This is a genomic window from Enterocloster bolteae (genome assembly GCF_002234575.2).
GTDB lineage: Bacteria > Bacillota > Clostridia > Lachnospirales > Lachnospiraceae > Enterocloster > Enterocloster bolteae.
Map to the genome: position 1 here is coordinate 2,364,567 of NZ_CP022464.2, position 25,759 is coordinate 2,390,325.

Genomic DNA, 25,759 nt, shown 5'->3' on the forward strand with positions numbered 1-25,759 from the left:
ACATCCGAGGCCATACAAGAGATTGTATGGAAAAACAAACTTGTAAATGCGAAAGCGTTTATGAAAACCTAGAACCAAAGCGTCCAACGCTATGGACGTTTAGAGGACCCGCAGCAACCCGCGGCGGGAAATCATTTGGTTAAGCTATAAAGAGCGCAGGGTGGATGCCTTGGCACTAAGAGCCGATGAAAGACGTGATAAGCTGCGAAAAGCTTCGGGGAGGAGCAAATATCCTTTGATCCGGAGATATCTGAATGGGGAAACCCGGCTGAGCAAACCTCAGTCACTGCATGGTGAATCCATAGCCATGCAGAGGGAACCCGGTGAACTGAAACATCTAAGTAGCCGGAGGAAGAGAAAGAAACATCGATTCCCAAAGTAGCGGCGAGCGAAATGGGAAGAGCCCAAACCAGCGTGCGTGCATGCTGGGGTTATGGACTGCAAACGTGAACCGATTTGTTAGTGGAACTGTCTGGGAAGTCAGGCCAGAGAGGGTGAAAGCCCCGTACACGAAAACAATAGGAAGCAGCAGGATCCAGAGTACCACGAGACACGAGAAACCTTGTGGGAAGTCGGAGGGACCACCCTCCAAGGCTAAATACTCCTTAGTGACCGATAGCGCATAGTACTGTGAAGGAAAGGTGAAAAGGACCCCGGGAGGGGAGTGAAAAAGAACCTGAAACCCTGTGTTTACAAGCTGTGGAAGCACGTTAAGGTGCGACCGCGTACTTTTTGTAGAACGGTCCGGCGAGTTGCCGGTACTGGCAAGGTTAAGAGCTTAAGGCTCGGAGCCGAAGGGAAACCAAGTCTCAAATGGGCGTCAAGTCAGTACAGGCAGACCCGAAACCGGGTGACCTATCCATGTCCAGGTTGAAGCGGAAGTAAAATTCCGTGGAGGACCGGATCCACATCCGTTGAAAAGGGTGGGAATGAGGTGTGGATAGGGGAGAAATTCCAATCGAACCCGGAGATAGCTGGTTCTCCTCGAAATAGCTTTAGGGCTAGCCTCATATTAGTTTAGCGGAGGTAGAGCACTGAATTCCTAAGGGGGCGTCAAAGCTTACCAAGGGATATCAAACTCCGAATGCCGCATAAATGATGTATGGGAGTCAGACTGCACGAGATAAGTTGGGTAGTCAAAAGGGAAAGAGCCCAGACCTACAGCTAAGGTCCCAAAGTGTGTGTTAAGTGGAAAAGGATGTGGGATTTCAAAGACAACTAGGATGTTGGCTCAGAAGCAGCCACACATTCAAAGAGTGCGTAATAGCTCACTAGTCGAGAGGTCCTGCGCCGAAAATGTCCGGGGCTGAAACACAACACCGAAGCTTAGGAATGTATGTAAGTACATTGGTAGAGGAGCATTCTTAGTGCGGAGAAGCGGTACCGATAAGGAGCCGTGGAGCGTTAAGAAGAGAGAATGCCGGAATGAGTAGCGAGATGGAGGTGGGAATCCTCCAGGCCGAATATCCAAGGTTTCCAGAGTAAAGCTGATCTGCTCTGGGTAAGTCGGGGCCTAAGGCGAGGCTGAGAGGCGTAGTCGATGGACAACAGGTTGAAATTCCTGTACCATGTATCATCAGAACTGTGGGGACACAGAAGGACAACACATCCCGGGAATGGGAATACCGGGGCAAGCGAGGTAGGAGTACGGTTGGCAAATCCGCCGTGCAATCCGAAGACGTGACGCGCAGCGAACTAAAGTAGCGAAGTGTGTGATTCCGGCTGTCAAGAAAAGCCGCTATTGTGTGATACATGCCCGTACCGTAAACCGACACAGGTAGATGAGGAGAGAATCCTAAGGCCGGCGGGAGAAGCATTGTTAAGGAACTCGGCAAAATGACCCCGTAACTTCGGGAGAAGGGGTGCCACAGAGATGTGGCCGCAGAGAATAGGCTCAAGCAACTGTTTAGCAAAAACACAGGTCTATGCAAAACCGTAAGGTGAGGTATATGGGCTGACGCCTGCCCGGTGCTGGAAGGTTAAGAGGAGAGGTTAGCGCAAGCGAAGCTTTGAATTTAAGCCCCAGTAAACGGCGGCCGTAACTATAACGGTCCTAAGGTAGCGAAATTCCTTGTCGGGTAAGTTCCGACCCGCACGAAAGGCGTAATGATTTGAGCGCTGTCTCAACAATGCACCCGGTGAAATTGAAATACCAGTGAAGATGCTGGTTACCTGCGCCAGGACGGAAAGACCCCATGGAGCTTTACTCCAGTTTGATACTGGGATTCGGTATTGCATGTACAGGATAGGTGGGAGGCTTTGAAACATGGACGCCAGTCTGTGTGGAGCCAATGTTGGGATACCACCCTTGCGATATTGGGTTTCTAACCTGCGCCCGTGACCCGGGCGGGGGACAATGTCAGGCGGGGAGTTTGACTGGGGCGGTCGCCTCCGAAAGGGTATCGGAGGCGCTCAAAGGTTCCCTCAGGATGGTTGGAAACCATCCAAAGAGTGCAAAGGCATAAGGGAGCTTGACTGCGACACCGACGGGTGGAGCAGGTACGAAAGTAGGACTTAGTGATCCGGTGGTATGAAAGTGGGATTGCCATCGCTCAACGGATAAAAGCTACCCTGGGGATAACAGGCTTATCACTCCCAAGAGTTCACATCGACGGAGTGGTTTGGCACCTCGATGTCGGCTCATCGCATCCTGGGGCTGTAGCAGGTCCCAAGGGTTGGGCTGTTCGCCCATTAAAGCGGTACGCGAGCTGGGTTCAGAACGTCGTGAGACAGTTCGGTCCCTATCCGGCGCGGGCGTAGGATATCTGAGAGGAGCTGTCCTTAGTACGAGAGGACCGGGATGGACAGACCGCTGGTGTACCTGTTGGCTTACCAAGGCCATGGCAGGGTAGCCAAGTCTGGACGGGATAAACGCTGAAGGCATCTAAGCGTGAAGCCCCCCTCAAGATGAGATATCCCATCGCGAAAGCGAGTAAGACCCCTTGAAGACGACGAGGTAGATAGGTTAGAGGTGGAAGTGCAGTAATGTACGGAGCTGACTAATACTAATCGGTCGAGGGCTTATCCAGAAGGTTAAGGGAAAAAGGTTTGTGAAACAATCGGAATTCAATATGTGGTTTTGAGGGTACGTATTATAATTGTATATGTACTAAATGCGCGAGTGGCTCAGGGGTGGAGCACCACCTTGCCAAGGTGGGGGCCGCGGGTTCGAATCCCGTCTCGCGCTTTTTTGTTTTATTGGCTGGGCCTTGATTCATCAGGGTTTCCCGGCTTTTTTGCATATGATTTGCCATGGGAGAGGAAGCAGATGAGAAAAAGGAATCCAATCATGTTGGAGGAGGCCCAGGAACGCCTCATGAAGATTAAGATGAAGGAAGAGACTGAAACCGTACGGGTGACAGAGGCATTGGGAAGAGTGTGCGCTGAAAATATATACGCAGTCATGGACCAGCCTCCCTTCCCGCGGTCTCCGCTGGATGGTTATGCAGTCAGAAGCCAGGACACGACAGGGGCGTCAAAGGAGAATCCGGTAAGACTGAATGTAATCGAGCACATCTGCGCTGGTATGTATCCTAAATTAAAGATAGGTCCGGGGGAGGCCGCCAGAATTATGACAGGCGCCCCTATACCGGAGGGAGCGGACGGTGTTATCATGCAGGAGCGGACTGACGAGGGAAGCGAATCGGTTGAGATATACCAATCCGTCGCATCTTATGGAAATTATTGTAAAGAAGGCGAAGATACATACAGGGGAGCACTGCTTATGGAAAAGGGAAGGTCGATACATTCTTCCCACATAGGAATCCTTTCAAGTCAGGGAATTGAGACCATACCGGTATATTCCGTGCCTGTGGTAGCCATTATGGCCACGGGGGATGAACTGGTGCCTGTGGGAACCCCTCTGGAGCCGGGAAAGATTTATGACAGCAATGGCCCCCTTCTTGCCGCCAGGATAAGGGAGCTGGGAATGAAGCCGTTTCTTCTCCAACGTGGAGGAGACGACACAGAGAAGCTGGCCGAAGAAATCAGAAAACAATTGACGGAATGCGATGCTCTGATTACCAGCGGCGGTGTATCGGTGGGTGTGCGGGACTGCATGCCTTATGTGGCAGAAGCCCTTGGAGCGGATGTGCTGTTTCACGGAATCAATGTTAAGCCGGGTTCTCCCATGCTGGCAATGATAGTGGAGGGCAAGCCTGTATTCTGCCTGTCCGGGAATCCCTTTGCGGCGGCGGCCACGTTTGAGGTTCTGGTGAGGCCGGTGCTGGAACGGATGCGCGGAAAAGCGCAGTGGAAGCCGGAGATTCTGCTTGGAATACTTAAAAGTCCATTTCCCAAGGCATCTCCCTGCAGGCGCCTGGTAAGAGGAAAGATAGAGGACGGAAAGGTATGGCTGCCTGAGGGGCGCCATTCTTCGGGCATGCTGTCCAGTATGGCCGGTTGTAACTGCCTGGTAGATATCCCGGCAGGAAGCAGCGGTTTAAAGGCGGGGGAACAGGTGAAAGTCATGCTTATGTAGCTTTATATGAATTCTTTGCGTACGGCGGAAATCCTCTGGTGGGGATTTCCGCCGTTTTGTGAAAGCTCCGGCGGTATATGTTTTTATAAACTTGTCCAAATGCTTAGAATCTCTGGATCTGGACTGTGAAAGGATGCCAGGCATTTATGGTACTGGTGCAAAACATTCATAGTACTGGTGCAAAACATTCATGGTAACGGACTCTTGTCATATCTGGAAAATTATACTATAATAGGCGAAATGGGCTGATTTAGCCTGTTAATGGGTAAAAGTATTCAAATGGGTAAGCGAGATTAACCGGTAAAAGTGTTTTAGGAAATGGGTAAGGAACAGGCGGGAATAAGTAAAATGGCGGGATTAGGTACGATTGTTAACGTGGCCGGCATACTGGCCGGATGCGGTGTGGGGCTTTTATTGAAAGGCGGGCTGCCCAAACGGCTGCAGGATACGATTTCCAGCGCGGTGGGGCTGTGCGTGGTGTTTGTTGGCATTACGGGCGCTCTCAAAGGGCTGATGACCATAAATGGAGGCAGCTTTGAGACACAGGACACGCTGGTGAGTGTGGTGTGCATGGTGGCGGGCGCTGCCCTGGGTGAATGGATTAATATTGAGTACAAGCTGCAGCAGCTGGGGGAGTGGTGCAAATCCAGGATTCCCGCAGGACAGGTATCAGGGACTTTTGTGGAGGCCTTTGTCAGCAGCTCCCTGCTGTTTTGTGTGGGGGCCATGGCCATTGTGGGTTCCCTGGAGGACGGTTTAAGCCATAATTATAATACTTTGTTTACCAAGGCGGTGATGGATGGAGTTTTGTCTGTGGTGTTTACAGCAGCACTTGGCATAGGAACTGCATTTTCCGTTTTCCCCGTGGCCATCTATCAGGGGAGTATTACCCTGCTGGCAGGGCTGGTGAGGCCATTTCTTACGGATATCATGATAACCAGGGTATCCTGCATTGGTTCCATACTGATTTTCGGTCTGGGCCTGAATCTGGTCCTTGGAAGCAAGATAAAGATAGGAAACCTGCTGCCGGCTGTTTTTTTGCCAATCATTGCCTGCCTGTTGGGTTTTTAGGAATCCGGCAGTCGGCAGTGAGCGGGACATGGTATGTCGGGCAGATGCAGCTGCAGCTATACAGAGAGGAAGGATGAGTCATATGAAATTTGCAAAAAGGATGGACCGTTTTGGAGAGGGGATTTTTTCAAAACTGGCTGAAATTAAAAAGGAAAAGACTGCAAAGGGAGAGGAGATTATCGATCTCAGCATAGGAGCGCCTAACATACCGCCCGCGCCTCATATTATGGAGGCATTGTGCAGGGCCGCCGCAGAGCCGTCCAACTATGTGTATGCCATCAGTGACAGAAGGGAGATGCTGGAGGCGGCCGGCGGATGGTATCAAACCCGGTATGGGGTGGAGCTGGACCCTGAGACAGAGATTTGCTCCCTGCTGGGGTCCCAGGAGGGACTGGCCCATATTGCGCTGTCCATCGTGGACGAGGGGGATGTGGTGCTTGTGCCGGACCCCTGTTATCCTGTATTTGGTGACGGTCCGCAGATAGCCGGTGCCAGGCTTCACTACATGCCTCAGAGGAAGGAAAATGGATATATTATCCGTCTGGACGAGATTCCCGAGGACGTGGCCAGGAAGGCCAAACTTATGGTGGTGTCCTATCCTAATAATCCAACCACGGCCATGGCGCCGGATTCATTTTATGAAGAACTCATAGCCTTTGCCAGGAAATATGACATCATTGTGCTTCACGACAATGCCTACAGCGACTTGATTTTTGATGGAAAAGCATGCGGAAGCTTTCTGCGGTTTCCGGGGGCAAAGGAGATCGGCGTGGAATTTAATTCCCTGTCAAAGACATACGGTCTGGCCGGAGCCAGAATCGGATTCTGCCTTGGCAATTCCCAGGTGGTGTCCCGTCTGAAGCTGCTTAAATCCAACATGGACTACGGCATGTTCCTTCCGGTCCAGGCTGCCGCCATTGCGGCGATTACAGGGGACCAGTCCTGTGTACAGGCTACAAGGAAGGCCTATGAGACGCGCAGAAATATTATGTGCGACGGGTTTACATCCATTGGATGGAAGATGGAACGGCCGGAGGCCACCATGTTTGTGTGGGCCGCTATTCCGGAACATTATACCAGCTCAGAGGCATTTGTCATGGAACTGGTAGAGCGGGCAGGAGTAATGGTTACCCCAGGCAGCGCGTTTGGTCCGTCCGGCGAGGGATATGTGCGCCTGGCCCTGGTCCAGGATGAGGAAATGCTTAATAAGGCTATAAAAGCTGTCAGAGAAAGCGGCGTCCTGACCGCAGAAGGGAAACGGTAGATGCCAGATGAGAGGAACCGGCCTGTATTAAAGCGGCCTGCATTGAAGCGGTCTGTAATGAACCGGCCCGCATTGAACCGGTGGCATGTGGTGATACTGGTCTATATATGCTTCATATACGGTAATTCCCTGACACCGGCCACTATCTCTTCCCAGGAAAGCGGCTTTCTTTTGGATAAATTCCGGGGAGCCATGATATCCCTGGGCTGGGAGCATCTGTGGCTGACAGAGCACATTGTCAGAAAAACAGCCCATTTTGCAGAGTATGCGGTGCTGGGAGGATTGATGGTCAAGGCCTGCGGGGGAAATGGAAGATACAGGATATTTAACAGGGATGTACTGATGATGATTTTTATGGTTCCCTTTGTGGATGAGACGATTCAGCTCTTTGTGGCAGGGCGGTCCGGCCAGATAAGCGATGTATGGCTGGATATGAGCGGAGCAGCCGCGGGGATGGCGATTACCGTGGGGGCGCTGTGTTGTCTGCGCAGGAAAAAAGAAAGGGCAAGGCAGGGAGGCAGAGAATGAATATAGGAGTGTGGCTGTCCTATGACGGCACCAGATACGACGGCTGGCAGAAGCAGGGAAATACAGACAGGACCATCCAGGGCAAGCTGGAGGCGGTTCTGGAAAAGCTGGAAGGCAGTCCGGTGGAGGTCCACGGTTCAGGACGGACAGACGCGGGGGTCCACGCAGAAAGTCAGGTGGCTAATTTCCATTTGGCGAAGAACATGACCCCGGACGAGATTATGAGGTATATGAACCGGTACCTGCCGGAGGACATTGCCGTTACAAGGGCCTGCGTGATGCCGGAACGGTTTCACAGCCGTTTGAATGCGTTGAGGAAAACATACCGCTACCAGATAGAGACAGCTCCCAAAAAGAATGTGTTTGAGCGTTATTATTACTATGGCTTGGGGCAGGATCTGGATGTGGGAAAGATGGAACAGGCAGCGGCCATTCTCACGGGAACCCATGATTATAAAAGCTTCTGCGGCAATAAGAAAATGAAGAAATCAACAATCCGCACCATTGAATCCATCTGCTTTTACCGGATGGGAAGCAGAATCCATATATCCTTTACGGGCAATGGGTTTTTGCAGCAGATGGTACGGATTTTATCAGGCACCCTTATAGAGGTGGGGACGGGTAAACGAAAACCGGAGGAAATGGCAGCTATTCTGGAGGCCGGGGACCGTTCTATGGCTGGTTTTACCGCCCCGCCTGAAGGGTTATTCCTGGAAAAAGTGGAGTATGGTGATTTGATATGACTGGATTTTTAGTGAAACGATTTGTTAAAGATCATGACAATGTGGAGGATGTACGTGTAAGGACGGCTTATGGGACACTGACCAGCATGGTGGGAATCGGCTGTAACCTGCTTCTTTTTGTATCCAAGCTTTGTATCGGCATCCTGGTGCACAGTATATCTGTTATGGCGGATGCGTTTAATAATCTGTCGGATGCGGCTTCCTCCATTATTGGATTCGTGGGAGTCAAAATGGCGGAAAAACCTGCGGATGACGACCATCCCTTTGGTCACGGCAGAATAGAATATATCGCAGCTTTTATCGTGGCATTCCTGGTCATACAGGTGGGCTTTTCCCTGTTTAAGACCTCCTTTGGCAAGGTACTGCATCCTGAGGATATGAGCTTTCGGTGGATATCCATACTGATACTTTTTATGTCTGTGGCCATTAAGCTGTGGCTTTCCTGTTTTAATAAAAAGCTGGGAAAGCGTATCAATTCCAAGGTGATGCTGGCCACCTCGGCAGACGCGCTGGGCGATGTGGTCACTACTTCCGCTACCATATGCTCCATCGGAATATACGGGGCATTTGGATTCAATGTGGACGGTATTGTGGGACTCATCGTGTCTGTGGTGGTAATGATCGCAGGCGTGAACATAGCCAAGGATACCCTGGCGCCCCTGATTGGGGAAGCCATTGACCCTGAGATTTATGACAAAATATCAAGCTTTGTGGAGAGCTTTGACGGAATTGTGGGCAGTCATGATTTGATTGTACATAATTACGGCCCTTCGCGAAGCATGGCATCCATTCATGCAGAGGTGCCCAATGACTGCGACGTGGAGCGCACACATGAAATCATTGACCGCATTGAGCGGGAGGCCATGAGGCGGATGGGAATTCTGCTGGTTATCCATATGGACCCGGTGGAGACCCACGACGAGAGGGTAGTAGAGTTTAAGGAGTTAGTGACGTCTGTTCTGGACGGAATAGACAGCAGGCTTACGTTCCACGACTTCAGGATGGTGGACGGCGTGGAGCGCATCAACCTGATCTTTGATTTAGTGGTTCCCAGGGAATATAAGCCATCGGTTCTGGGTAAACTGAAAGCAAGGATCACTGAGGACGTGGCGAAAAAAGACAGGCGCTGCTGCTGCGTCATAACCATGGAAAACAGCTTTATCTCGGAAAGCCGGGAGTAAGCTTGATATGGGCGCCGGGCTGGTCCTGGAAGGGGGACGCTGGATGACACAGGAAGAGATGATAGAGGCCCTGGGAGATGGGGATATGGAGGCGTTCCACCTCTTTTACCAGGACACGGCCAGGCCTGTGTACAGCTTTATCCTGTCCCTGACCAGGAATCCGGAGGAGGCCGAGGATGTGATGCAGGACACCTATCTGACCGTGTGGACCAAGGCAGGGTCCTATGTCCCCCAGGGCAAGCCTCTGGCCTGGGTATTCACCATAGCCAGGAATCTTTGCTATATGCGCTTCAGGGAGCAGAAGATGAAGGCAGACGTGGCTCTGGAGGACCTGGCTGAGAAAGAGGAGGGGGAGTACTGCGCTCCCCTGGAACAGGCTGCGGACCGTAAGGTGCTGCTTGACGCCCTGGGCCGAATCAGCCGTGAGGAGCGGCAGATTGTACTTCTTCACGCAGCCGCAGGCATGAAGCACCGGGAAGTGGCGGAGGCGCTCCAGATGCCATTAGCTACGGTACTGTCAAAGTATAACCGATCCATGAAAAAGCTTCAGGAGCTGCTCAGATGTTCCGGGTAAGACAGTAAGCCAGGGGATGGAAAACGAATAAAACAAAATAAAAACAAAATAAAAACAAAATAATGTGCTAGAAAATGGATAAAATTGAAAAAAACACTTGACGAATTGCCGACTATATTATATAATACATTTCGTTGTGTTGATGGGCTATCGCCAAACGGTAAGGCAACGGACTCTGACTCCGTCATTTCAAGGTTCGAATCCTTGTAGCCCAGTTTGTTATATCTTGGTCCCGTAGGCGTTATGCCTGACGGGATTTTTTGTTATATTTCTGTTTTCGGACCGGGAACCCTGCGGGGAGGGAACCTGCAAGTCTGGTAATCCATGGGGGCAGAATCCTGCGGGGATATGAAGCTGCGTAAAAGGGATACCGGCGGACGTGACGGGGAGAGGGGGAAAACATGTCTGATAAAAAGAAGAATCTGATCAACGGAATATTCCTTCTGACTGTATTTGTTCTGACCATTTACAGTGTATTTTCGGGTGAGGATTTAAGCGATATAGCGGACACCATATCCGAGGCGTCTCCTGTATACCTGCTTATGGGGGTTGGCTGTGTTATTTTTTTCATATGGGCGGAGTCTGCTATCCTGCATTATCTGCTGGGCACCCTGGGCATAAAGACAAAGAGAAGGACCTGTTTTCTGTATTCCTCTGTGGGTTTTTTCTTCAGCTGCATCACGCCTTCGGCAGGGGGAGGACAGCCGGCCCAGGTTTACTATATGAGGAAGAACATGATCCCCGTGCCTGTGGCCACAGTGGTGCTCATGGTGGTAACCATTACATACAAATCCGTTCTGGTGGTGATTGGCTGTCTTCTGGCTGTATTCGGCCAGGGCTTTTTAAATCGTTACCTGTACGAGGTCATGCCTGTCTACTATCTGGGGCTGGGGCTTAATGTGGTATTCTGCGCCGCCATGCTGGTTCTGGCTTTCCACACATCTCTTGCCAGGGACATGGCAATGCGGGTTCTGGGACTTCTGGAGCATTTTCGTTTCCTCAAGAAAAAAACCTCCAGGACAGAGCGCCTGCTCCTTACCATGGAGCATTATAATGATACGGCTGCCTTCCTGCGCCAGCACAAGCATGTGCTGCTCAGAGTGCTGTTTCTCACCTTCTGCCAGCGGCTGGCATTGTTTTCAGTGACATATTTTGTGTACAGGGCCTTTGGGCTTAAGGGGACGGCCATGATTACCCTGGTGCTTCTCCAGTCAACGATTTCTGTGTCAGCCGATATGCTGCCTCTTCCGGGGGGCATGGGAATCAGCGAGCATCTGTTCCTGACCATATTCGATCCTATTTTTTACGGGGATCTGCTTTTGCCCGCCATGGTATTGTCCAGAGGTATTGCGTATTATGTACAGCTGGGATTCAGCGCTGCGGTGACCATGTATGCCCATATTACATTGGTGAGAAAGCATAGAAAAATCTAAAAAAATTTTAGGTTATCTAAAAATGATTGTGCATTGTGACGAAAATATGGAGTCAACTTAAGTTAGAATGCCCATTGTGAGCCGTGGGTTTACGTGATATCATAAGATATATAAAAAAATTTAGGTTATACAAAAATTTTTAGAGGTGTAAACACGTGAAAAATTCAGATAAGTTGAAGCGTTACAGCATGTTTATTGCAGGTGTCATATTCAGCGCCTTGGGTATCAGCCTGATTACAAAAGCCGGACTGGGCACATCGCCCATTACCAGCCTTGCCTTTGTCCTGACGTTTATATTCCCTCACAGCCTGGGAGAGTTTACCATGCTGGTGAACACGGTCATGTTCCTGATACAGGCCGCCCTTCTGGGGAGGGCATTTGGAAAGGTACAGCTGCTTCAGCTTCCGGCCGCCCTGCTGTTTTCCGCCTGCATAGACGGATGGATGTATATTCTGGGGTTCTGGAAGACGGGAAGCTATGTGGGGCAGGTGCTCATGCTGCTGCTGGGCTGCGTGTTCCTGGGGCTGGGTATTGCCTTTGAGGTGATTCCCAATGTGCTTATCCTTCCTGGAGAGGGGCTGGTGCGTGTAATTGCAGGGCTTACCGGCTGGAGGTTTGGATTGGTAAAAACGGGTTTTGATATGAGCATTGTGGCAAGTGCTGTGGGGGTTTCACTGTTCTTTACGGGCCATGTGCTGGGAATCAGGGAAGGAACCGTGCTGGCCGCCCTCATCGTAGGAAGCATTTCCCATTTCTTTATCGAGAAGGTATCCAACGTGCTGGAAGGGTGGATACCCGACTACTCCGATGCAGGGGACGCCTGCCCGTAATGCATCGGCTAAATCCGGCATTTTTGAGTCTGTTTCATATTAAATTAAAAAAATTTAAAAAAGTTCTTGACTAATTGCCACAATATGGGTATAATAAACTCCGCAGCCGCCAATCAGGACAAACAGTCAGGGCAGGGCGCTGCGGATAAACTGAATAATGGGCTATCGCCAAATGGTAAGGCAACGGACTCTGACTCCGTCATTTCAAGGTTCGAATCCTTGTAGCCCAGTTAAAAAAAGCTGGTAATTTCGAGAATGAATCTCGGATTACTAGCTTTTTTATATGCTGCGTTTTTTATTTGGGCAGCATCATATAAAGTTTTACTCCCAGCTCTACATCCAGCCGGGTCTGTCTGTCATCCAGGGATATCTCTGCAATCTCGCAGATACGGTCCATGCGGTGAAGCATTGTCTTGTAGTGGATAAACAGCTGTTTGGCGGTTTTGCTCAGGTTCAGGTTATTTCCAAGAAGGGAATCAAGGGTTTCTAAATATTGGGTATTATTGAGCTTGTCGTATTCCGCCAATCTGGTCACTGCAGGGGGAATCACCTGTTCCAGGTTGCTGCGGTGGGAATAGGTGGCCAGCATGCGCAGTGCCCCCATGTCTTCATACTTTACCAGCCTGTTGTTAAACACGCGGCAGAACTGCAGGGAATCTGCTGATTCCTGAATCTTCTGGGAAAGCTGGAACAATTCAGATGCGATGCTGCTGATACCTGCGTAGAAGGTAAAAGAGCCATATGTTTTTGAAATGTATTGGTTTAAATTTGTTATAACTTCTGTGACCAGATCGTACAATTCTTGGGGAGAGAGCTTTTTTTCTGTCCTGTATATTATATTCAGCAGATCATCCTGGATGCAGAAGTAATAGTTGCTTTTGGGAATCAGGCGCGTCATCTCTGCCAGCGCCTCAGGAACCTTGGTTATGTTTCTGGCAGCCTCCAGTTGAATGGAGACTGCCAGATAGGAATCATTCTCGTGCCAGCCATACCCTTCAGCCTTCTCTACAATCTGTTTTACTCCCATATTTTGTCGAAACAATTCTTTTAAAAACCCGGATATGTATCTCTGCTCTATTTCAACAGTGTAATACTTTTTGAGATAGAGAACGGCAGACAGATTTGCCGCATTTTTCAGAAGTCCTTCCAGATTTTCATCGAGATAACGGTTGGTCGCAGCTTCCAGATAGCCGCACACCTCTCCCATGCACATAATGGGAAGCGAGATCCTGTCTGCTATGGCCATTTCAGAGTGGAATTCTTCTGATTGGGAAGTAAAAATAATATTTTTATCAGAATCGCACAGATGAATGGAAGCAGGCACATATTCAGCCAGGTAATCCAGGATATCCTGTTCTCCGGCCCCGGAGGCCAGAAGCTGTGACATATTGTTCTGAAGCTCTATAAAGTACTGCGCTTTGTTATTCAGGATCTGTTTCATGACAGAAGACACCACGTCAAAGAAGCTCACATCAGGGGGAAGCTGTACAATGGGAATTCCGTACTGGCTGCCGGACTGAGTGATTTCCGCCGGGATTTCCGGCATGCGCTCCCCAGTCTTTATGAACAAAGCGCTGATGTGTTTTGAGGCCAGGGCATCAATATATTCTTTGAAGGAAAGGGGGCCGGTTACGGCTCCGTACAGAGAAGTAAGAAGAATTTCGCCGCCGGTAAGCCACTGGATCAGATCCGGGTCTTCGGCTGTGGTGATACCAGTGACAAAATGAGACAGGCCTGCGGCTCCCGCACATATTGTTACATTTTTCAGAATATCCAGTTGTAAGATGTCAGCCACTGTCAGTTTTTTCATTTGGATGCTCCCCGCCGCATTTATGTATAATACAGATAACTAAATCTTATATTCATAAACAATAACAATAAAATCATTGTTATAAGTATATCATAAATTTGGTGGAAATGAATAAAGGAGGGGTGCACTGGAAGGATGAAAATAGGGGGGCGGGATTATCCTATTGTGCCAATATATTTCCAAAATACAGCGTAGTATAATAAAATGCATAAATACTACATGAAAATGTATAATGGAGGAATGAACTATGCTGAAGTTCACAATGAAAAGGCTGGTATATCTGGTTCTGGTGCTTGTGGGTGTGTCATTTCTGGTATTCCTGCTGCTCTACATGACGCCAGGGGACCCGGTCCGGATGATGCTGGGTGAATCAGCTACCCCAGAAGCGCAGGCGGAACTGCGGCTGGAGCTGGGACTTGACGATCCCTTTCTGGTACAGTATGGGCGCTATATCAAAAATATCGTAGTACATCAGGATCTGGGGACGTCCTACTCCACCAGAAGACCTGTACTGGACGAGATTATGACAGTGTTTCCCAACACAGTCAAGCTCGCCACAGCGGCAATCATCATCGCCGTCATCCTGGGAACCTTCCTGGGAATTGTCTCTGCGGTAAAGCAGAACTCCCTTCTGGACAATGCCGTTATGGTGCTGGCGCTCATTGGAACATCGGCCCCCATCTTCTGGATCGGCATCCTGATGATTATTCTGTTCTCTGTCAATCTGGGATGGCTGCCACCTTCGGGTTTCGGAAGTTTTAAGCAGTTGATTATGCCCGCCCTTGCGCTGGGGATGCAGAGTACGGCGGTAGTGGCCAGGATGACACGTTCCAGCATGCTGGAGGTGATACGCCAGGATTTCGTCAAGACAGCCAGGGCAAAAGGACAGAAGGAAAGCGTGGTCATCATGAAGCATGTGTTCAGAAATGCTTTGATTCCTGTTATCACCGTGGTGGGACTTCAGTTCGGAACGCTTTTAGGAGGCGCTATGCTGACAGAAGTTGTATTTTCCATTCCAGGGGTAGGGCGTCTGATGATTGAGGCCATCAAGCAGAGGGATTTCCCCATTGTCCAGGGCAGCGTTCTGTTCGTTGCGGCATGTTTCTCGTTGGTTAATCTCGCGGTGGACCTGTTGTACGCAGTTGTCGATCCGAAGGTCTCAAAAGAATAAAAGAACGGGAGGTATTGATTGAGATGGAAGAGAAGAAATCCAGAAGTCAGGTTGTGACCATCCTGAAAGCGCTCAGCAGAAACCGTATGGCGGTTTTGGGACTGGTCATCCTGATCATTCTTTTATTTACAGGTATATTCGCACATGTTATCGCGCCCTATGATTTTGCCAAGCAGAATCTGGCTGATGCCTTTCAGCACCCCAGTCCCAGCCACATTTTCGGAACAGATGAGTTCGGCCGCGACATCTTCAGCCGTGTTGTGTACGGGGCCAGAATGTCCCTTCTGGTTGGCTTTGTCTCTGTTGGCATTGCTGTAATTATAGGCGGCGTTTTGGGGGCAATCGCAGGTTACTACGGCAGAAGGGTGGATAATCTGATCATGCGTTTTATGGATGTGCTTCTGGCTGTGCCCCAGACACTGCTGGCAATTGCCATTGTAGCTGCCCTGGGAACAGGACTCATGAACCTGATGATAGCGGTTGGTATATCCTCGGTTCCCACATATGCACGTATCGTAAGGGCTTCCGTGCTGACAATCCGTGAGGAAGAGTATATTGAAGCAGCCAGGGCGTCCGGCACATCCAATACAAAAATCATTATAAAGCATATTCTTCCCAACTGTGTGGCGCCCGTTATTGTCCAGGTAACGCTGGGTATCGCCGGGGCGATTCTGACAGCTGCAGGAATGAGTTTTATCGGACTGGGCATACAGCCGCCCAATCCTGAGTGGGGCAACATGCTTTCCTCCGGCCGTGATTATATCAGAGGATATGCGTACATGACCATGTTCCCAGGTCTTGCCATCGTTATCACTGTTCTCTCCCTGAACCTTCTGGGAGACGGCTTAAGAGATGCGCTTGATCCGAAACTGAGAAACTAATGAAAGGCGGAGCAGATCGTGGAAAAGGAAAAATTGCTTGATATCAAGGATTTAAGTGTTACATATAAAACAGAAGACGGAATTGTATATGCTGTAAATAACCTGAACTTAACCCTGGAACCCAAAGAAACGCTGGGATTTGTGGGGGAGACAGGAGCGGGTAAGACAACCACGGCCATGACCATCATGGGACTTCTCCCCACACCGCCGGGAAAGGTGACTTCCGGAGAAATCATGTTTGACGGAAAAGACATGTTAAAAATCGGGGACAAGGAGAGAAGAGGGATTCTGGGAGAAAAAATCTCCATGATTTTCCAGGACCCCATGACCTCCTTAAATCCTTCCATGAAGGTGGGGGATCAGATCGTGGAGATGATCCGACTTCACAAGGTAATCGGCAAAAAGGAAGCGTTTGAGGAGGCCTGCGGACTGCTGGAGATGGTAGGAATCAGAAGAGAGAGGGCCAATGATTATCCCCATCAGTTTTCCGGCGGCATGAAACAGAGGGTGGTGATCGCCATTGCATTGGCCTGCCGTCCTAAGATGATCATTGCAGATGAACCTACCACGGCCCTGGATGTGACAATCCAGGCCCAGGTCATGAATCTGATCAAGGGGCTGAAAGAAAAGCTGGGAACCTCCATGATCCTGATCACCCACGATCTGGGTATCGTTGCGGAGATCTGCGATAAGGTGGCCATCATGTATGCGGGCCAGGTGGTGGAGTATGCGGAGGTAAGCAAGATTTACCATAATCCCTGTCATCCATATACAAAGGGCCTGTTTAATTCCATTCCGAAACTGGATACGGAGGAGGACTGGCTGGAGGAGATCCACGGACTGCCTCCGGAACCTACAGAGAGGATTGACGGCTGTTCCTTCAATCCCAGATGTCCCAACTGCATGGAAATCTGCAAGCATAAAAAGCCGGAAATTACAGTTGTGAACGGTGAGCATTATACCAGGTGCTTTTTATACGAGAAGCAGGAGGAGGTAAATAAAGATGAGTAATCCGGAAGAGAGATTAGTTGAAATCAATCATCTGAAAAAATATTTCCATGTAAATAAGGGACTGCTCCATGCGGTGGATGATGTGAGCTTTTATATTAACAAGGGCGAGACACTGGGACTTGTTGGAGAATCCGGCTGCGGAAAGTCTACCACAGGGCGAACCATCATCCGTCTTCTGGAAGCAGACAGCGGAGAGGTGAATTTCCACGGAGAAAATGTACTGGGATTTAACAAAAGCCAGATGAAAACATTCAGGGAACATGTACAGATGGTATTCCAGGATCCGTATTCCTGTCTGAATCCCAGGCTTTCCGTGTTTGAGCTGATTGCGGAACCGCTTACAAATATGGAAGAGTACCGCAGAGACAAAAAAAAGCTGGATGCCAGGGTCCGCGAGCTGATGGATGTGGTAGGGCTTTCCAGAAGGCTGATCAATGCCTATCCTCATGAGCTGGATGGGGGAAGAAGGCAGAGAGTGGGAATTGCCCGTGCCTTATCCGTAAAACCGGAATTCATTGTACTGGACGAGCCCGTATCAGCCCTTGACGTATGCATCCAGGCACAGATCATCAACCTGTTAAAACGGCTTCAGATGGATCTGGGGCTGACATACCTGTTTATTTCTCACGACTTAAGCGTTGTAAAGCATATAAGCAACCGGATCGGCGTTATGTATCTGGGAAAGATAGTGGAGCTCAGTGATTACAGGTCCATTTTCAGCGGCCCCCTCCATCCATATACAAAAGCGCTCTTATCTGCTATTCCCATCCCAAAGGTAGGGGTTGAGAGGGAACAGATTATACTGAAGGGGGATGTTCCCAGCCCTGTCAATCTTCCGGGAGGCTGCCGTTTTGCGGGTCGCTGTCCGTATGTGACAGAGCGGTGCAGACAGGAGGATCCAGAGCTCAAAAACGCAGGAGACAACCACTTTGTGGCCTGTCATCTGGCGGGGGAAATGTAATGGCAATAGCAGAACTATCTGCATGTATGAAAGAAAAGGAGAAAAAGATTATGAGAAAAGTGAAAAAGGCGGCCGGCATCCTGCTGGCACTCACACTGGCTGCATCCTTAGTGACAGGCTGCGGCGGCAGTTCTTCCAAGGCTCAGGAGGAAAAGGATACCCTGACAGTGGCTATTACGGGAGATCCGCCAACATTGGACCCGCATGCGTCATCCACCTCAAGCAGTGTAAACAACTTAAATCCTGTTTACGAGACCCTGGTGAGATATGATGATGACGGGGAAATAAAGCCTCTTCTTGCCACAGAGTGGAAAAGGTTGGATGACTTAAACTGGGAGTTTAAGCTGAGAGACGACGTGTATTTCCACAACGGGGAGAAGATGACGGCAAACGATGTGCTTTACAGCTTTAAGAGAGCCACGGGACCGGACGGCGCAAAGGTTTCTTACATCATGTCTGCCATTGATGCGGATAACTGCAAGGTGGTGGATGACAATACCATCATCATTGCCACCCATGAGCCATTTTCTCCTTTAGTTGGCTATCTTCCGTATATCGGAGCAGTGGTTGTCAGCGAGAAGGAATTCACGGAGGATCCGGAGAAGGCAGCACAGAACCCGGTTGGAACAGGACCCTTTAAATTTGTATCATGGGCAAAAAATGACCGCTGTGTATATGAAAGAAATGACGAGTACTGGGGCGACAAGCCGGCTTATAAGAACCTGGTAATCCGCACAATTGTTGAGGCCAACAGCCGCGTAATTGAGCTGGAATCCGGAAATATTGATATTGCATTTGACATTCCTGCAAATGATGTTGAGAGGCTGGAGAACAACAAGGATACTGCTATTGTAAAACGTGCCAGCACAATTGTGGAATACATGGTTATGAATGTGACCAAGAAACCTCTTGATGATGTAAGAGTAAGGCAGGCCATTGACTGGGCCCTGGATGAAAACGCCATCCTTACAGCTGTCTGGAGAGGAAGTGCACAGTATTCTCCCACCACGGTGGCGCCAAGCATGAAGTATTTCGATGATTCTGATACGGACTGCAGGTATGATGTTGAGAAGGCAAAAGCGCTTCTGGCAGAGGCCGGGGTATCTGATCTTCACTTAAAACTGACCTGCGCAGAAAACACCAACAGACTGAACGAGGCTACCATCATCCAGGACATGCTGGCTCAGGTTGGAATAACCGTGGAGATCCAGAGTTATGAGGCGGGTACCTTCTATGACATGGTGGATGCCGGTGAGACAGAGATATTCCTGATCGGTTTTGGAGCCGTAGGATTCCCTGAGCCGGACAATAACATTTACGGACCGTTTAACAGCAAGCAGATTCCTACAAACAACATGGGCTTCTACTCTGACCCGGAGATGGATAAAATGCTTGAGGCGCAGAGAAATACCAGTGACGGACCGGAGAGGGAGCAGATCATCAAGGATATCCAGAAATATCTGCGCGTCAACCTTCCTGTTATTCCGGTTGCCAATACAGAGCAGGTTCTTGGTATCAGAAGCAATGTAAAGGGATTTGTGCCCACACCGGCAGGAAGCCATTTCTTCCAGAACGTACATTTTGAAAATGCTGAACAATAAATCTGCACTGAACCATAAGTCCGGGATTCAGGCATAAGAAAAAGGGCGCTGCAAAGGTTGGCTTTCTGTATGGATTATACAGGGCGGCTCACCCTGCAGCGCCTTGTGTCTTAGTGGGTTACGGCGTGTAAGAGCTCATAGCGAGGAGGAATAATATGATTACGAGAGTCAAAGGGTCCTATGTGATCGGCTATAACGGAGCGGATCATGAGATTATCCGGGACGGTGAGGTGGTTTACGAGAATGATACCATCATTTATGTGGGAAAGCATTATGAGGGGGAAGTCAGCAAGACAGAGGATGCAGGTAATGCCGTCATCATGCCTGGATTTATTGACTTAAATGCCCTTGGGGATATTGACCATGATATTCTCCACACGGAGGCTTTCAGCAATATCAGGAGCAGCCTGAATCCTTCAGAGGAGTATTTTGAGAAGGGCACTCATGAGGTGATGACAGCAGAGGAGGAGGCCTTCAAATCCCTTTATGCGTACACACAGCTGATTATGCACGGCATTACCACAGCCATGCCCATCACATCCACATACTATAAAAAATGGGCGGATACTTATGAAGAGGAAGAGGCGGGTGTCCATCACGCAGGCAGACTGGGTCTGAGGCTGTACACTTCTCCCAGCTACCAGTGCGGTCTGAACGTAGTCCGTCCTGACGGTACCATGACAGTCCGTTACCTGGAGGGGCAGGGAGAGGAAGGGTTAGAGAGAGCGGTCCGATTTATCCGCAAATATGACGGGGCCTATGATGGCCTGATCCGTGGGGCCCTGCTGCCTGAGCGGATTGAGACACAGACAGAGGAGAACCTGATCCGCACAAAACAGTATGCAGAGGAATTAAAGTGCCCCATTAAGCTCCACGCGGCACAGGGACTGTTTGAATACCGCTTCATAAAGGAGCGGACAGGCAAAAGCCCGGTGGAATATCTGGAGAGCATTGGATTTCTCGGAAAGAACGTGGGAATTCCCCACTGCTATATCGTAAAAGGTACCAGGTGGGTGGAGGATGGAGGGGACGATCTGTCTATCCTTTCAAATACAGGTACCACTGCCATATTCTGCCCGGTTATAATAGGGAGAAGCGGGCATTACCAGGATTCCTTTGCAAAATACCGCGCCAGGAATATCAATGTGGCAGTGGGAACAGATACGTTTCCACCTGATTTTTTCCAGAATATCCGCATTGCTTCCTGGTTCTCACAGATGGCGGAGAACAAGGTGGAAGGCTCTGCCATGGCTGATGTGTACAGGGCAGTAACCCTTGGAGGCTCCGCCCTTTTGGGGAGGGAGGACCTGGGCCGTCTGGCTCCCGGTGCAAAGGCTGACATGATAGCTGTGGATTTGGAGGATTTCCATATGGGAGCAGTGGATGATCCCATCCGCACGATTTTCATGTGCGGCTGCGGCCGTGACGTGAAGCTGTCCATTATTAACGGAAAGACTGTCATGAAGGACAGGACCATTGAAGGTGTGGACCTGGAGGAGATAAAGGCAAAGGGGCAGAAGTATTATGACAAGATGAGGATGGGATATATGGAGAGGGACTACCGCCATCTGTCTGAGGATGAGCTGTTTAGACCGTCATTTCCCATTCATAAATAAGAAGGGACTGTTCCGTAAGAAAGGTCAGGATTAAGGAGGATACATATGTACGATTTGCTGCTCACCAATGCTGTAGTCATTACAATGGACGAGAAACGGCGTGTGATTGAGAATGGGGCTGTGGGAGTAAAAGATGGAAGGATAGCTTTTGTGGGGGATAGCATGGAAGCGGAGCAATTTGAGGCAAAGGAGGTGCTGGACTGTAAAGACCATGTGGTCATGCCGGGGTTTGTGGATGCCCATGGCCATGGGGGACACAGCGCCTTTAAGTCCATTGTGGATCTTACAAGCTACTGGATGCCTGTGATGACCCACACATATAAAAACTATATTACTGACGACTTCTGGTACAATGAAGGCCGGCTTTCAGCCCTGGAACGCCTCCATGCCGGAGTCACCACCGGCGTATGCGTGCTGGGCTCCCAGCCGCGCTGTGACTCCCCTGTTCCCGCCTTTAACAACGCCAGGGCATACGCAGAGGTGGGGGTTAAGGATATTGTCTGCACAGGACCCTGCCATGTGCCGTGGCCTCACCGATTCAGCCGCTATACGGAGGACGGAGAGAGGCATATGTCCCAGGTTAGCTATGAGACTGTGTTAGAAAGCCTGGAGACAGTTGTGTCGGAGCTGAATCATGCCAACAGTGACCGGACCAGGGCTTACGTTGCTCCCTTTGGGGCAGTCACCTCCGTGGATCCCTCTGCCCCCACTTCTGCGGACCGCTGTGTGAAGCTTACAGAGCATGACCTGCAACAGGCCAGGGATATGAGGAGAATTGCGGAAAAATACAATACCCGTATTCATACAGATGCCTTTGGGGGTATGGTCCATCTGGCTTACCAGGATAAAGAAAATGCCCTCCTGGGCCCGGATGTCCATCTGCAGCACTGTACGGGCCTCTCATTTGATGAAGCGCTCATCATACAGAAGACAGATACCCATATCAGCGTGGCGCCGGGAATGCGCCAGTTGGTAAACAGGACACCGGTGATTGAGCTGCTGGAATTAGGAGTGACAGTGGCCCTGACAACGGACGGTTCCATGCTCACATCCGGTTTTGACATGTTCGACGCCATGAAACGGGCGCAGATGATCTTCCGCCGCGCCATGAATGATGATTATTATCTGCCGGCGGAGAAGGTGCTGGAGATGACCACCATTGACGCTGCAAGGTGTGTGGGACTGGATGAGGAGATTGGTTCCCTTGAAACAGGGAAAAGAGCGGATATTATAGCAATCGATCTGATGAATCCCCGCCTTATGCCGAGAATTAACCTGATAGAAACCCTGATTGGAAACGGACACCCCTCCGATGTGGACCTTGTGGTGGTGGATGGTGAGATCCGGCTGAGGGACGGCAAGGCCGTGGGAATCAATGAGAGGGAGATCCTTCTGAAGGCAGAAGAGGAAGCTCTGGAAACAGCAAAGCGGGCAAAACATCTGCACCCCTTTGCCTGGCCAGAAAAGGAACACTGGGGACAGACAAAGATATATTTTGATGAGGTGCGCTTCGATCTGGATGAAAACAGAAAAGACGGCGGACATTATTAGGAAGGCCGGGAACAATGTATGGGGAATTCGTTCCCCATACAGTTGATTTTCCCGCGGAATGAAGGATTATGGCAGGGCAGGTTCTTCGGAATCTGCTCTCACGGATGTGCATATTTTTAATATATGAAAATTAAATTTATGGAAACGATAGAATAGATATTGTAATATAGTAAAAGTTGTGTTAGAATATTAAACTAACAATGGGCTATCGCCAAATGGTAAGGCAACGGACTCTGACTCCGTCATTTCAAGGTTCGAATCCTTGTAGCCCAGCTACTAATCCCACAGATGAAAGTCTGTGGGATTTTGCTTGTATACCCAAGGGAATTTATGATACAATGAAGGGCGTAATACCGGGGCGGGGCATGGAAGCGCCGGCAGCAAAGGCTGCGTCCTGGTCCCGGGAGAATGAGGTAAATATGTATACATTTAACAGCAGGGTCCGTTACAGCGAAACGGATGAAGGAGGGTGCCTGTCGGTTTCAGGCATTATCAACTACATGCAGGACTGCAGCACATTCCAGTCAGAGGACTGCGGTGTGGGAGTGGGGTATCTGGAAGCCAGCCATAAAGCATGGCTTTTGTCATCCTGGCAGATTATGATAGACCGGTATCCCGGACTGGGGGAGAAGCTGGTGGTTGGAACATGGCATTGTGCGTCAAAGGGGATATACGGCTACCGTAACTTCGTTCTGCGGGACGGGGAGGGGACGGACGTGGTCAGGGCTGAATCCATGTGGTTCCTCTACGATACGGATAAGAACATTCCGATCCGGGTACGGCCCGGGGATACGGCTCCTTACGGCGAGCCGGAGCCAAGGCTGGTATTAAGCCCCTGCCCCAGGAAGATACCGGTGCCTGAAGACTGCAAAGCGGGTGAGCCTATTGTGGTTGCCAGACACCACATTGACACAAACCACCATGTGAATAATGCCCAGTATGTGGAAATGGCCAGGGAGGCCATACCGGAGGGGCTTGTGATAAAGGAGATACGGGCTGATTACAAAAAGGCGGCTGTATTGGGAGATGTCCTGACTCCGCGGGTAAGCGTGGCCCGGGATAGGGAGTGGACAGTGGTCCTTGAGGGCAGTACAGGAGAAATCTGCGCTGTGGTATGGCTGAGGACAAAAGGACAGGAGGAAGATTGAGATGATTGAATTAGGTAAAGTGCAGGAGCTTGTAATAATAAGAACAAAAGAATTCGGAGTATATCTGGCTGAGAAGGAAGGGGATGAGGCAGCTGTTCTTCTCCCAAAGAAGCAGGTGCCGGAGGGAGCCGGGATCGGGGACAAGGTAGAGGTGTTCATCTACAAAGATTCATCGGACCGCCTGATTGCCACCACGGGAAAGCCCAAACTTCAGGTGGGCGAGACAGCGAAGCTGGAGGTCAAGGATGTGGCTAAAATCGGAGCTTTTCTGGATATGGGACTGGAGAAGGATCTGCTTCTTCCGTTTAAGGAGCAGACCCACCCGGTAAGAAAAGGGGAGCAGTGCCTTGTCACCCTGTATGTGGATAAGAGCAGACGTCTGGCAGCTACCATGCGCGTCTATTCCCATATGAGCAACCAGTCGCCCTATAAGGCAGAGGACTGGGTTACGGGCACTATCTATGAAATCAATGAAACCATCGGCGCCTTTGTGGCGGTGGACCACAAATATTACGGACTTATTCCAAAAAAGGAGCTATACGGCAGGTTCAGGGAGGGGGATACGGTCCAGGCCAGGGTTACCAGGGTGCGCGAGGACGGAAAGCTGGATTTGTGCGTCAGGGAAAAATCCTATGTGCAGATGGGGACTGACGCAGAGAAGGTATTAAAGGTCATGGACGAATTCGACGGCGTGCTTCCCTTTAATGACAAGGCAAAGCCGGAGGTTATCATGCGCGAGTTCAGTATGAGCAAAAATGCCTTTAAGCGGGCCGTGGGCAGGCTTTTAAAGGAAGGCAGGATTCGTATTACGGACAAGACGATTGAGCGTGTATAAGCGTATGGAATGGGGAAGGAAGGCACATACTTTTTAGTACAGCATAAAATGTGCCGGAGGAACGGATTGTCTGTGCCTGCAGACGGTGCAGGCCGGCTCCGGTACATGGGGCATGGGTTGGGGAAAGGACGGGGAGACATGAAAAAGAGGAATCCGGCGGCGGATTATGCCATGATTGTGGCAGGGACATTCCTGATTGGCTTTGCCATCAAGAATATTTACGACCCTGTGAGCATGGTTACGGGCGGTGTGTCGGGCGTGGCCATTATTGCCAAGGAACTGTGGTCTGTTCCTCTGTGGCTGACCAATACAGTGTTAAACATCCCGTTATTTGCAGCCGGATTCTTTTTCTGCGGCTGGCGGTTTATCAAGCGCACCCTGTTCGCCACGGTCATGCTCTCTGTTTCCCTGTATGTTCTGCCGGAGGCGTCCTATCTGGGAAATGACCTGTTTCTGTCAGCATTATTTGGGGGAATCATAAGCGGTGTGGGAACCGGCCTGGTGTTTCTGACCAGCTGCACCACCGGAGGTACGGATTTGCTGGCGGCCCTGATCCAGAAACGCCTTAAGCACTATACCCTGGCCCAAATCATGCAGGTGCTGGACGGATTGATTGTGGTGGCGGGCGCCTCCGTGTTCGGCATCAGGAGCGCTCTTTACGCCCTTATCGCCATTTTCTGTGTGGCTAAGGTCACGGACGGCCTGATAGAGGGGCTTAAGTTTTCCAAACAGGCTTATATTATCTCCGAGCATTACCGGGAGATTGCAGAGGCCATCATGGAACAGATGGGAAGGGGAGTGACCAGCCTGGAGGCCAGGGGGATGTACTCGGACCAGGAAAAGAAGATGCTGTTTTGTGTGGTTTCGAAGAAAGAAATTGTGCGGTTAAAGGAGATTGTGGCGGAGTTTGACAGCAGCGCATTTGTTATTGTAAGTGATGCCAGAGAGGTATTTGGTGAAGGATTTATCGAATATTAGGCCCTGAATTTTGTGGCTTTTGCCGATATTTTCGGGAAAAACGCAGTTGATTAACATAATTAACAAAAAGTTGGCGGCAAATATTGGAATAC

Annotated in this window: 20 protein-coding genes, 4 tRNA genes and 1 rRNA gene; 24 read left to right on the forward strand and 1 reads right to left on the reverse strand. The window is 50.1% G+C overall.

All coding sequences use genetic code 11. The features are described from left to right. Window positions 1-137: 137 nt before the first annotated feature. The 13 genes from CGC65_RS11090 to CGC65_RS11150 all read left to right on the forward strand — a co-directional run bounded on the left by CGC65_RS11090 (window position 138) and on the right by CGC65_RS11150 (window position 12,334). Window positions 138-3,029: ribosomal RNA gene (locus tag CGC65_RS11090) — 23S ribosomal RNA — on the forward strand. 86 nt (window positions 3,030-3,115) lie between these two features. Beyond that, window positions 3,116-3,187: transfer RNA gene (locus CGC65_RS11095), tRNA-Gly, on the forward strand. 102 nt (window positions 3,188-3,289) lie between these two features. Then, window positions 3,290-4,480, forward strand: coding sequence for a molybdopterin molybdotransferase MoeA (locus CGC65_RS11100; protein WP_002566942.1), 1,191 nt, complete (start codon window positions 3,290-3,292; stop codon window positions 4,478-4,480). A 348-nt stretch (window positions 4,481-4,828) separates the two neighbouring features. Continuing rightward, window positions 4,829-5,551 (forward strand): DUF554 domain-containing protein, encoded by a 723-nt coding sequence (locus CGC65_RS11105; protein ID WP_002566943.1) that lies wholly within the window; start codon window positions 4,829-4,831, stop codon window positions 5,549-5,551. 82 nt (window positions 5,552-5,633) lie between these two features. Beyond that, window positions 5,634-6,815 (forward strand): aminotransferase class I/II-fold pyridoxal phosphate-dependent enzyme, encoded by a 1,182-nt coding sequence (locus tag CGC65_RS11110; RefSeq protein ID WP_002566944.1) that lies wholly within the window; start codon window positions 5,634-5,636, stop codon window positions 6,813-6,815. Beyond that, on the forward strand, window positions 6,816-7,343 hold the full coding sequence (locus CGC65_RS11115; protein ID WP_002566945.1) for a VanZ family protein: 528 nt from the start codon (window positions 6,816-6,818) through the stop codon (window positions 7,341-7,343). Further along, window positions 7,340-8,086 carry a tRNA pseudouridine(38-40) synthase TruA gene (gene truA, locus CGC65_RS11120; RefSeq protein ID WP_002566946.1) on the forward strand — a complete coding sequence of 249 codons (747 nt, stop codon included), beginning with the start codon at window positions 7,340-7,342 and terminating at the stop codon, window positions 8,084-8,086. The genes CGC65_RS11115 and truA overlap by 4 nt, the downstream gene beginning before the upstream one ends. Beyond that, the gene (locus CGC65_RS11125) at window positions 8,083-9,267 is read left to right on the forward strand and encodes a cation diffusion facilitator family transporter (protein ID WP_002566947.1); all 1,185 of its coding nucleotides are present in this window, start codon (window positions 8,083-8,085) and stop codon (window positions 9,265-9,267) included. The genes truA and CGC65_RS11125 overlap by 4 nt, the downstream gene beginning before the upstream one ends. A 7-nt stretch (window positions 9,268-9,274) precedes the next feature. After that, a complete protein-coding gene (locus CGC65_RS11130; RefSeq protein ID WP_002566948.1) occupies window positions 9,275-9,841 on the forward strand; it encodes an RNA polymerase sigma factor in 567 nt (188 codons plus the stop codon). A 143-nt stretch (window positions 9,842-9,984) separates the two neighbouring features. After that, window positions 9,985-10,056, forward strand: a tRNA-Gln gene (locus CGC65_RS11135). Between the two features lie 186 nt (window positions 10,057-10,242). Further along, on the forward strand, window positions 10,243-11,274 hold the full coding sequence (locus tag CGC65_RS11140; RefSeq protein WP_002566949.1) for a lysylphosphatidylglycerol synthase transmembrane domain-containing protein: 1,032 nt from the start codon (window positions 10,243-10,245) through the stop codon (window positions 11,272-11,274). Between the two features lie 155 nt (window positions 11,275-11,429). After that, window positions 11,430-12,104, forward strand: a complete 675-nt coding sequence (locus tag CGC65_RS11145; RefSeq protein WP_002566950.1) for a YczE/YyaS/YitT family protein — start codon at window positions 11,430-11,432, stop codon at window positions 12,102-12,104. Between the two features lie 158 nt (window positions 12,105-12,262). Then, window positions 12,263-12,334, forward strand: a tRNA-Gln gene (locus tag CGC65_RS11150). Between the two features lie 65 nt (window positions 12,335-12,399). Here the strand turns inward: CGC65_RS11150 and CGC65_RS11155 are convergent. Then, on the reverse strand, window positions 12,400-13,914 hold the full coding sequence (locus CGC65_RS11155) for a PucR family transcriptional regulator (protein WP_002566951.1): 1,515 nt from the start codon (window positions 13,912-13,914) through the stop codon (window positions 12,400-12,402). A 247-nt stretch (window positions 13,915-14,161) separates the two neighbouring features. On the opposite strand from CGC65_RS11155, the gene nikB reads away from it, so the two are divergent. From nikB to CGC65_RS11210, 11 genes are all read left to right on the forward strand, one after another. After that, on the forward strand, window positions 14,162-15,085 hold the full coding sequence (gene nikB / locus CGC65_RS11160) for a nickel ABC transporter permease (RefSeq protein WP_002566952.1): 924 nt from the start codon (window positions 14,162-14,164) through the stop codon (window positions 15,083-15,085). Window positions 15,086-15,108: 23 nt separating this feature from the next. Next, window positions 15,109-15,966: an ABC transporter permease gene (locus CGC65_RS11165; RefSeq protein WP_002566953.1), complete on the forward strand. Its 858-nt coding sequence runs from the start codon at window positions 15,109-15,111 to the stop codon at window positions 15,964-15,966. 18 nt (window positions 15,967-15,984) lie between these two features. Then, a complete protein-coding gene (locus CGC65_RS11170) occupies window positions 15,985-16,977 on the forward strand; it encodes an ABC transporter ATP-binding protein (RefSeq protein WP_002566954.1) in 993 nt (330 codons plus the stop codon). Next, a complete protein-coding gene (locus CGC65_RS11175) occupies window positions 16,970-17,938 on the forward strand; it encodes an ABC transporter ATP-binding protein (protein WP_002566955.1) in 969 nt (322 codons plus the stop codon). The genes CGC65_RS11170 and CGC65_RS11175 overlap by 8 nt, the downstream gene beginning before the upstream one ends. 50 nt (window positions 17,939-17,988) lie before the next feature. Beyond that, window positions 17,989-19,539 carry an ABC transporter substrate-binding protein gene (locus tag CGC65_RS11180; RefSeq protein WP_002566956.1) on the forward strand — a complete coding sequence of 517 codons (1,551 nt, stop codon included), beginning with the start codon at window positions 17,989-17,991 and terminating at the stop codon, window positions 19,537-19,539. Between the two features lie 155 nt (window positions 19,540-19,694). Beyond that, window positions 19,695-21,155, forward strand: a complete 1,461-nt coding sequence (locus CGC65_RS11185) for a chlorohydrolase family protein (RefSeq protein WP_002566957.1) — start codon at window positions 19,695-19,697, stop codon at window positions 21,153-21,155. Window positions 21,156-21,200: 45 nt separating this feature from the next. Continuing rightward, the gene (locus CGC65_RS11190; RefSeq protein ID WP_002566958.1) at window positions 21,201-22,706 is read left to right on the forward strand and encodes an amidohydrolase family protein; all 1,506 of its coding nucleotides are present in this window, start codon (window positions 21,201-21,203) and stop codon (window positions 22,704-22,706) included. Between the two features lie 201 nt (window positions 22,707-22,907). Continuing rightward, a tRNA-Gln gene (locus CGC65_RS11195) sits at window positions 22,908-22,979 on the forward strand. A 146-nt stretch (window positions 22,980-23,125) separates the two neighbouring features. After that, the gene (locus tag CGC65_RS11200) at window positions 23,126-23,854 is read left to right on the forward strand and encodes an acyl-[acyl-carrier-protein] thioesterase (protein ID WP_038282031.1); all 729 of its coding nucleotides are present in this window, start codon (window positions 23,126-23,128) and stop codon (window positions 23,852-23,854) included. Window position 23,855: 1 nt separating this feature from the next. Continuing rightward, window positions 23,856-24,689, forward strand: coding sequence for a CvfB family protein (locus CGC65_RS11205; RefSeq protein ID WP_002566960.1), 834 nt, complete (start codon window positions 23,856-23,858; stop codon window positions 24,687-24,689). 66 nt (window positions 24,690-24,755) lie between these two features. Continuing rightward, window positions 24,756-25,667 (forward strand): YitT family protein, encoded by a 912-nt coding sequence (locus CGC65_RS11210; RefSeq protein WP_002566961.1) that lies wholly within the window; start codon window positions 24,756-24,758, stop codon window positions 25,665-25,667. The last annotated feature ends 92 nt before the right edge of the window (window positions 25,668-25,759 follow it).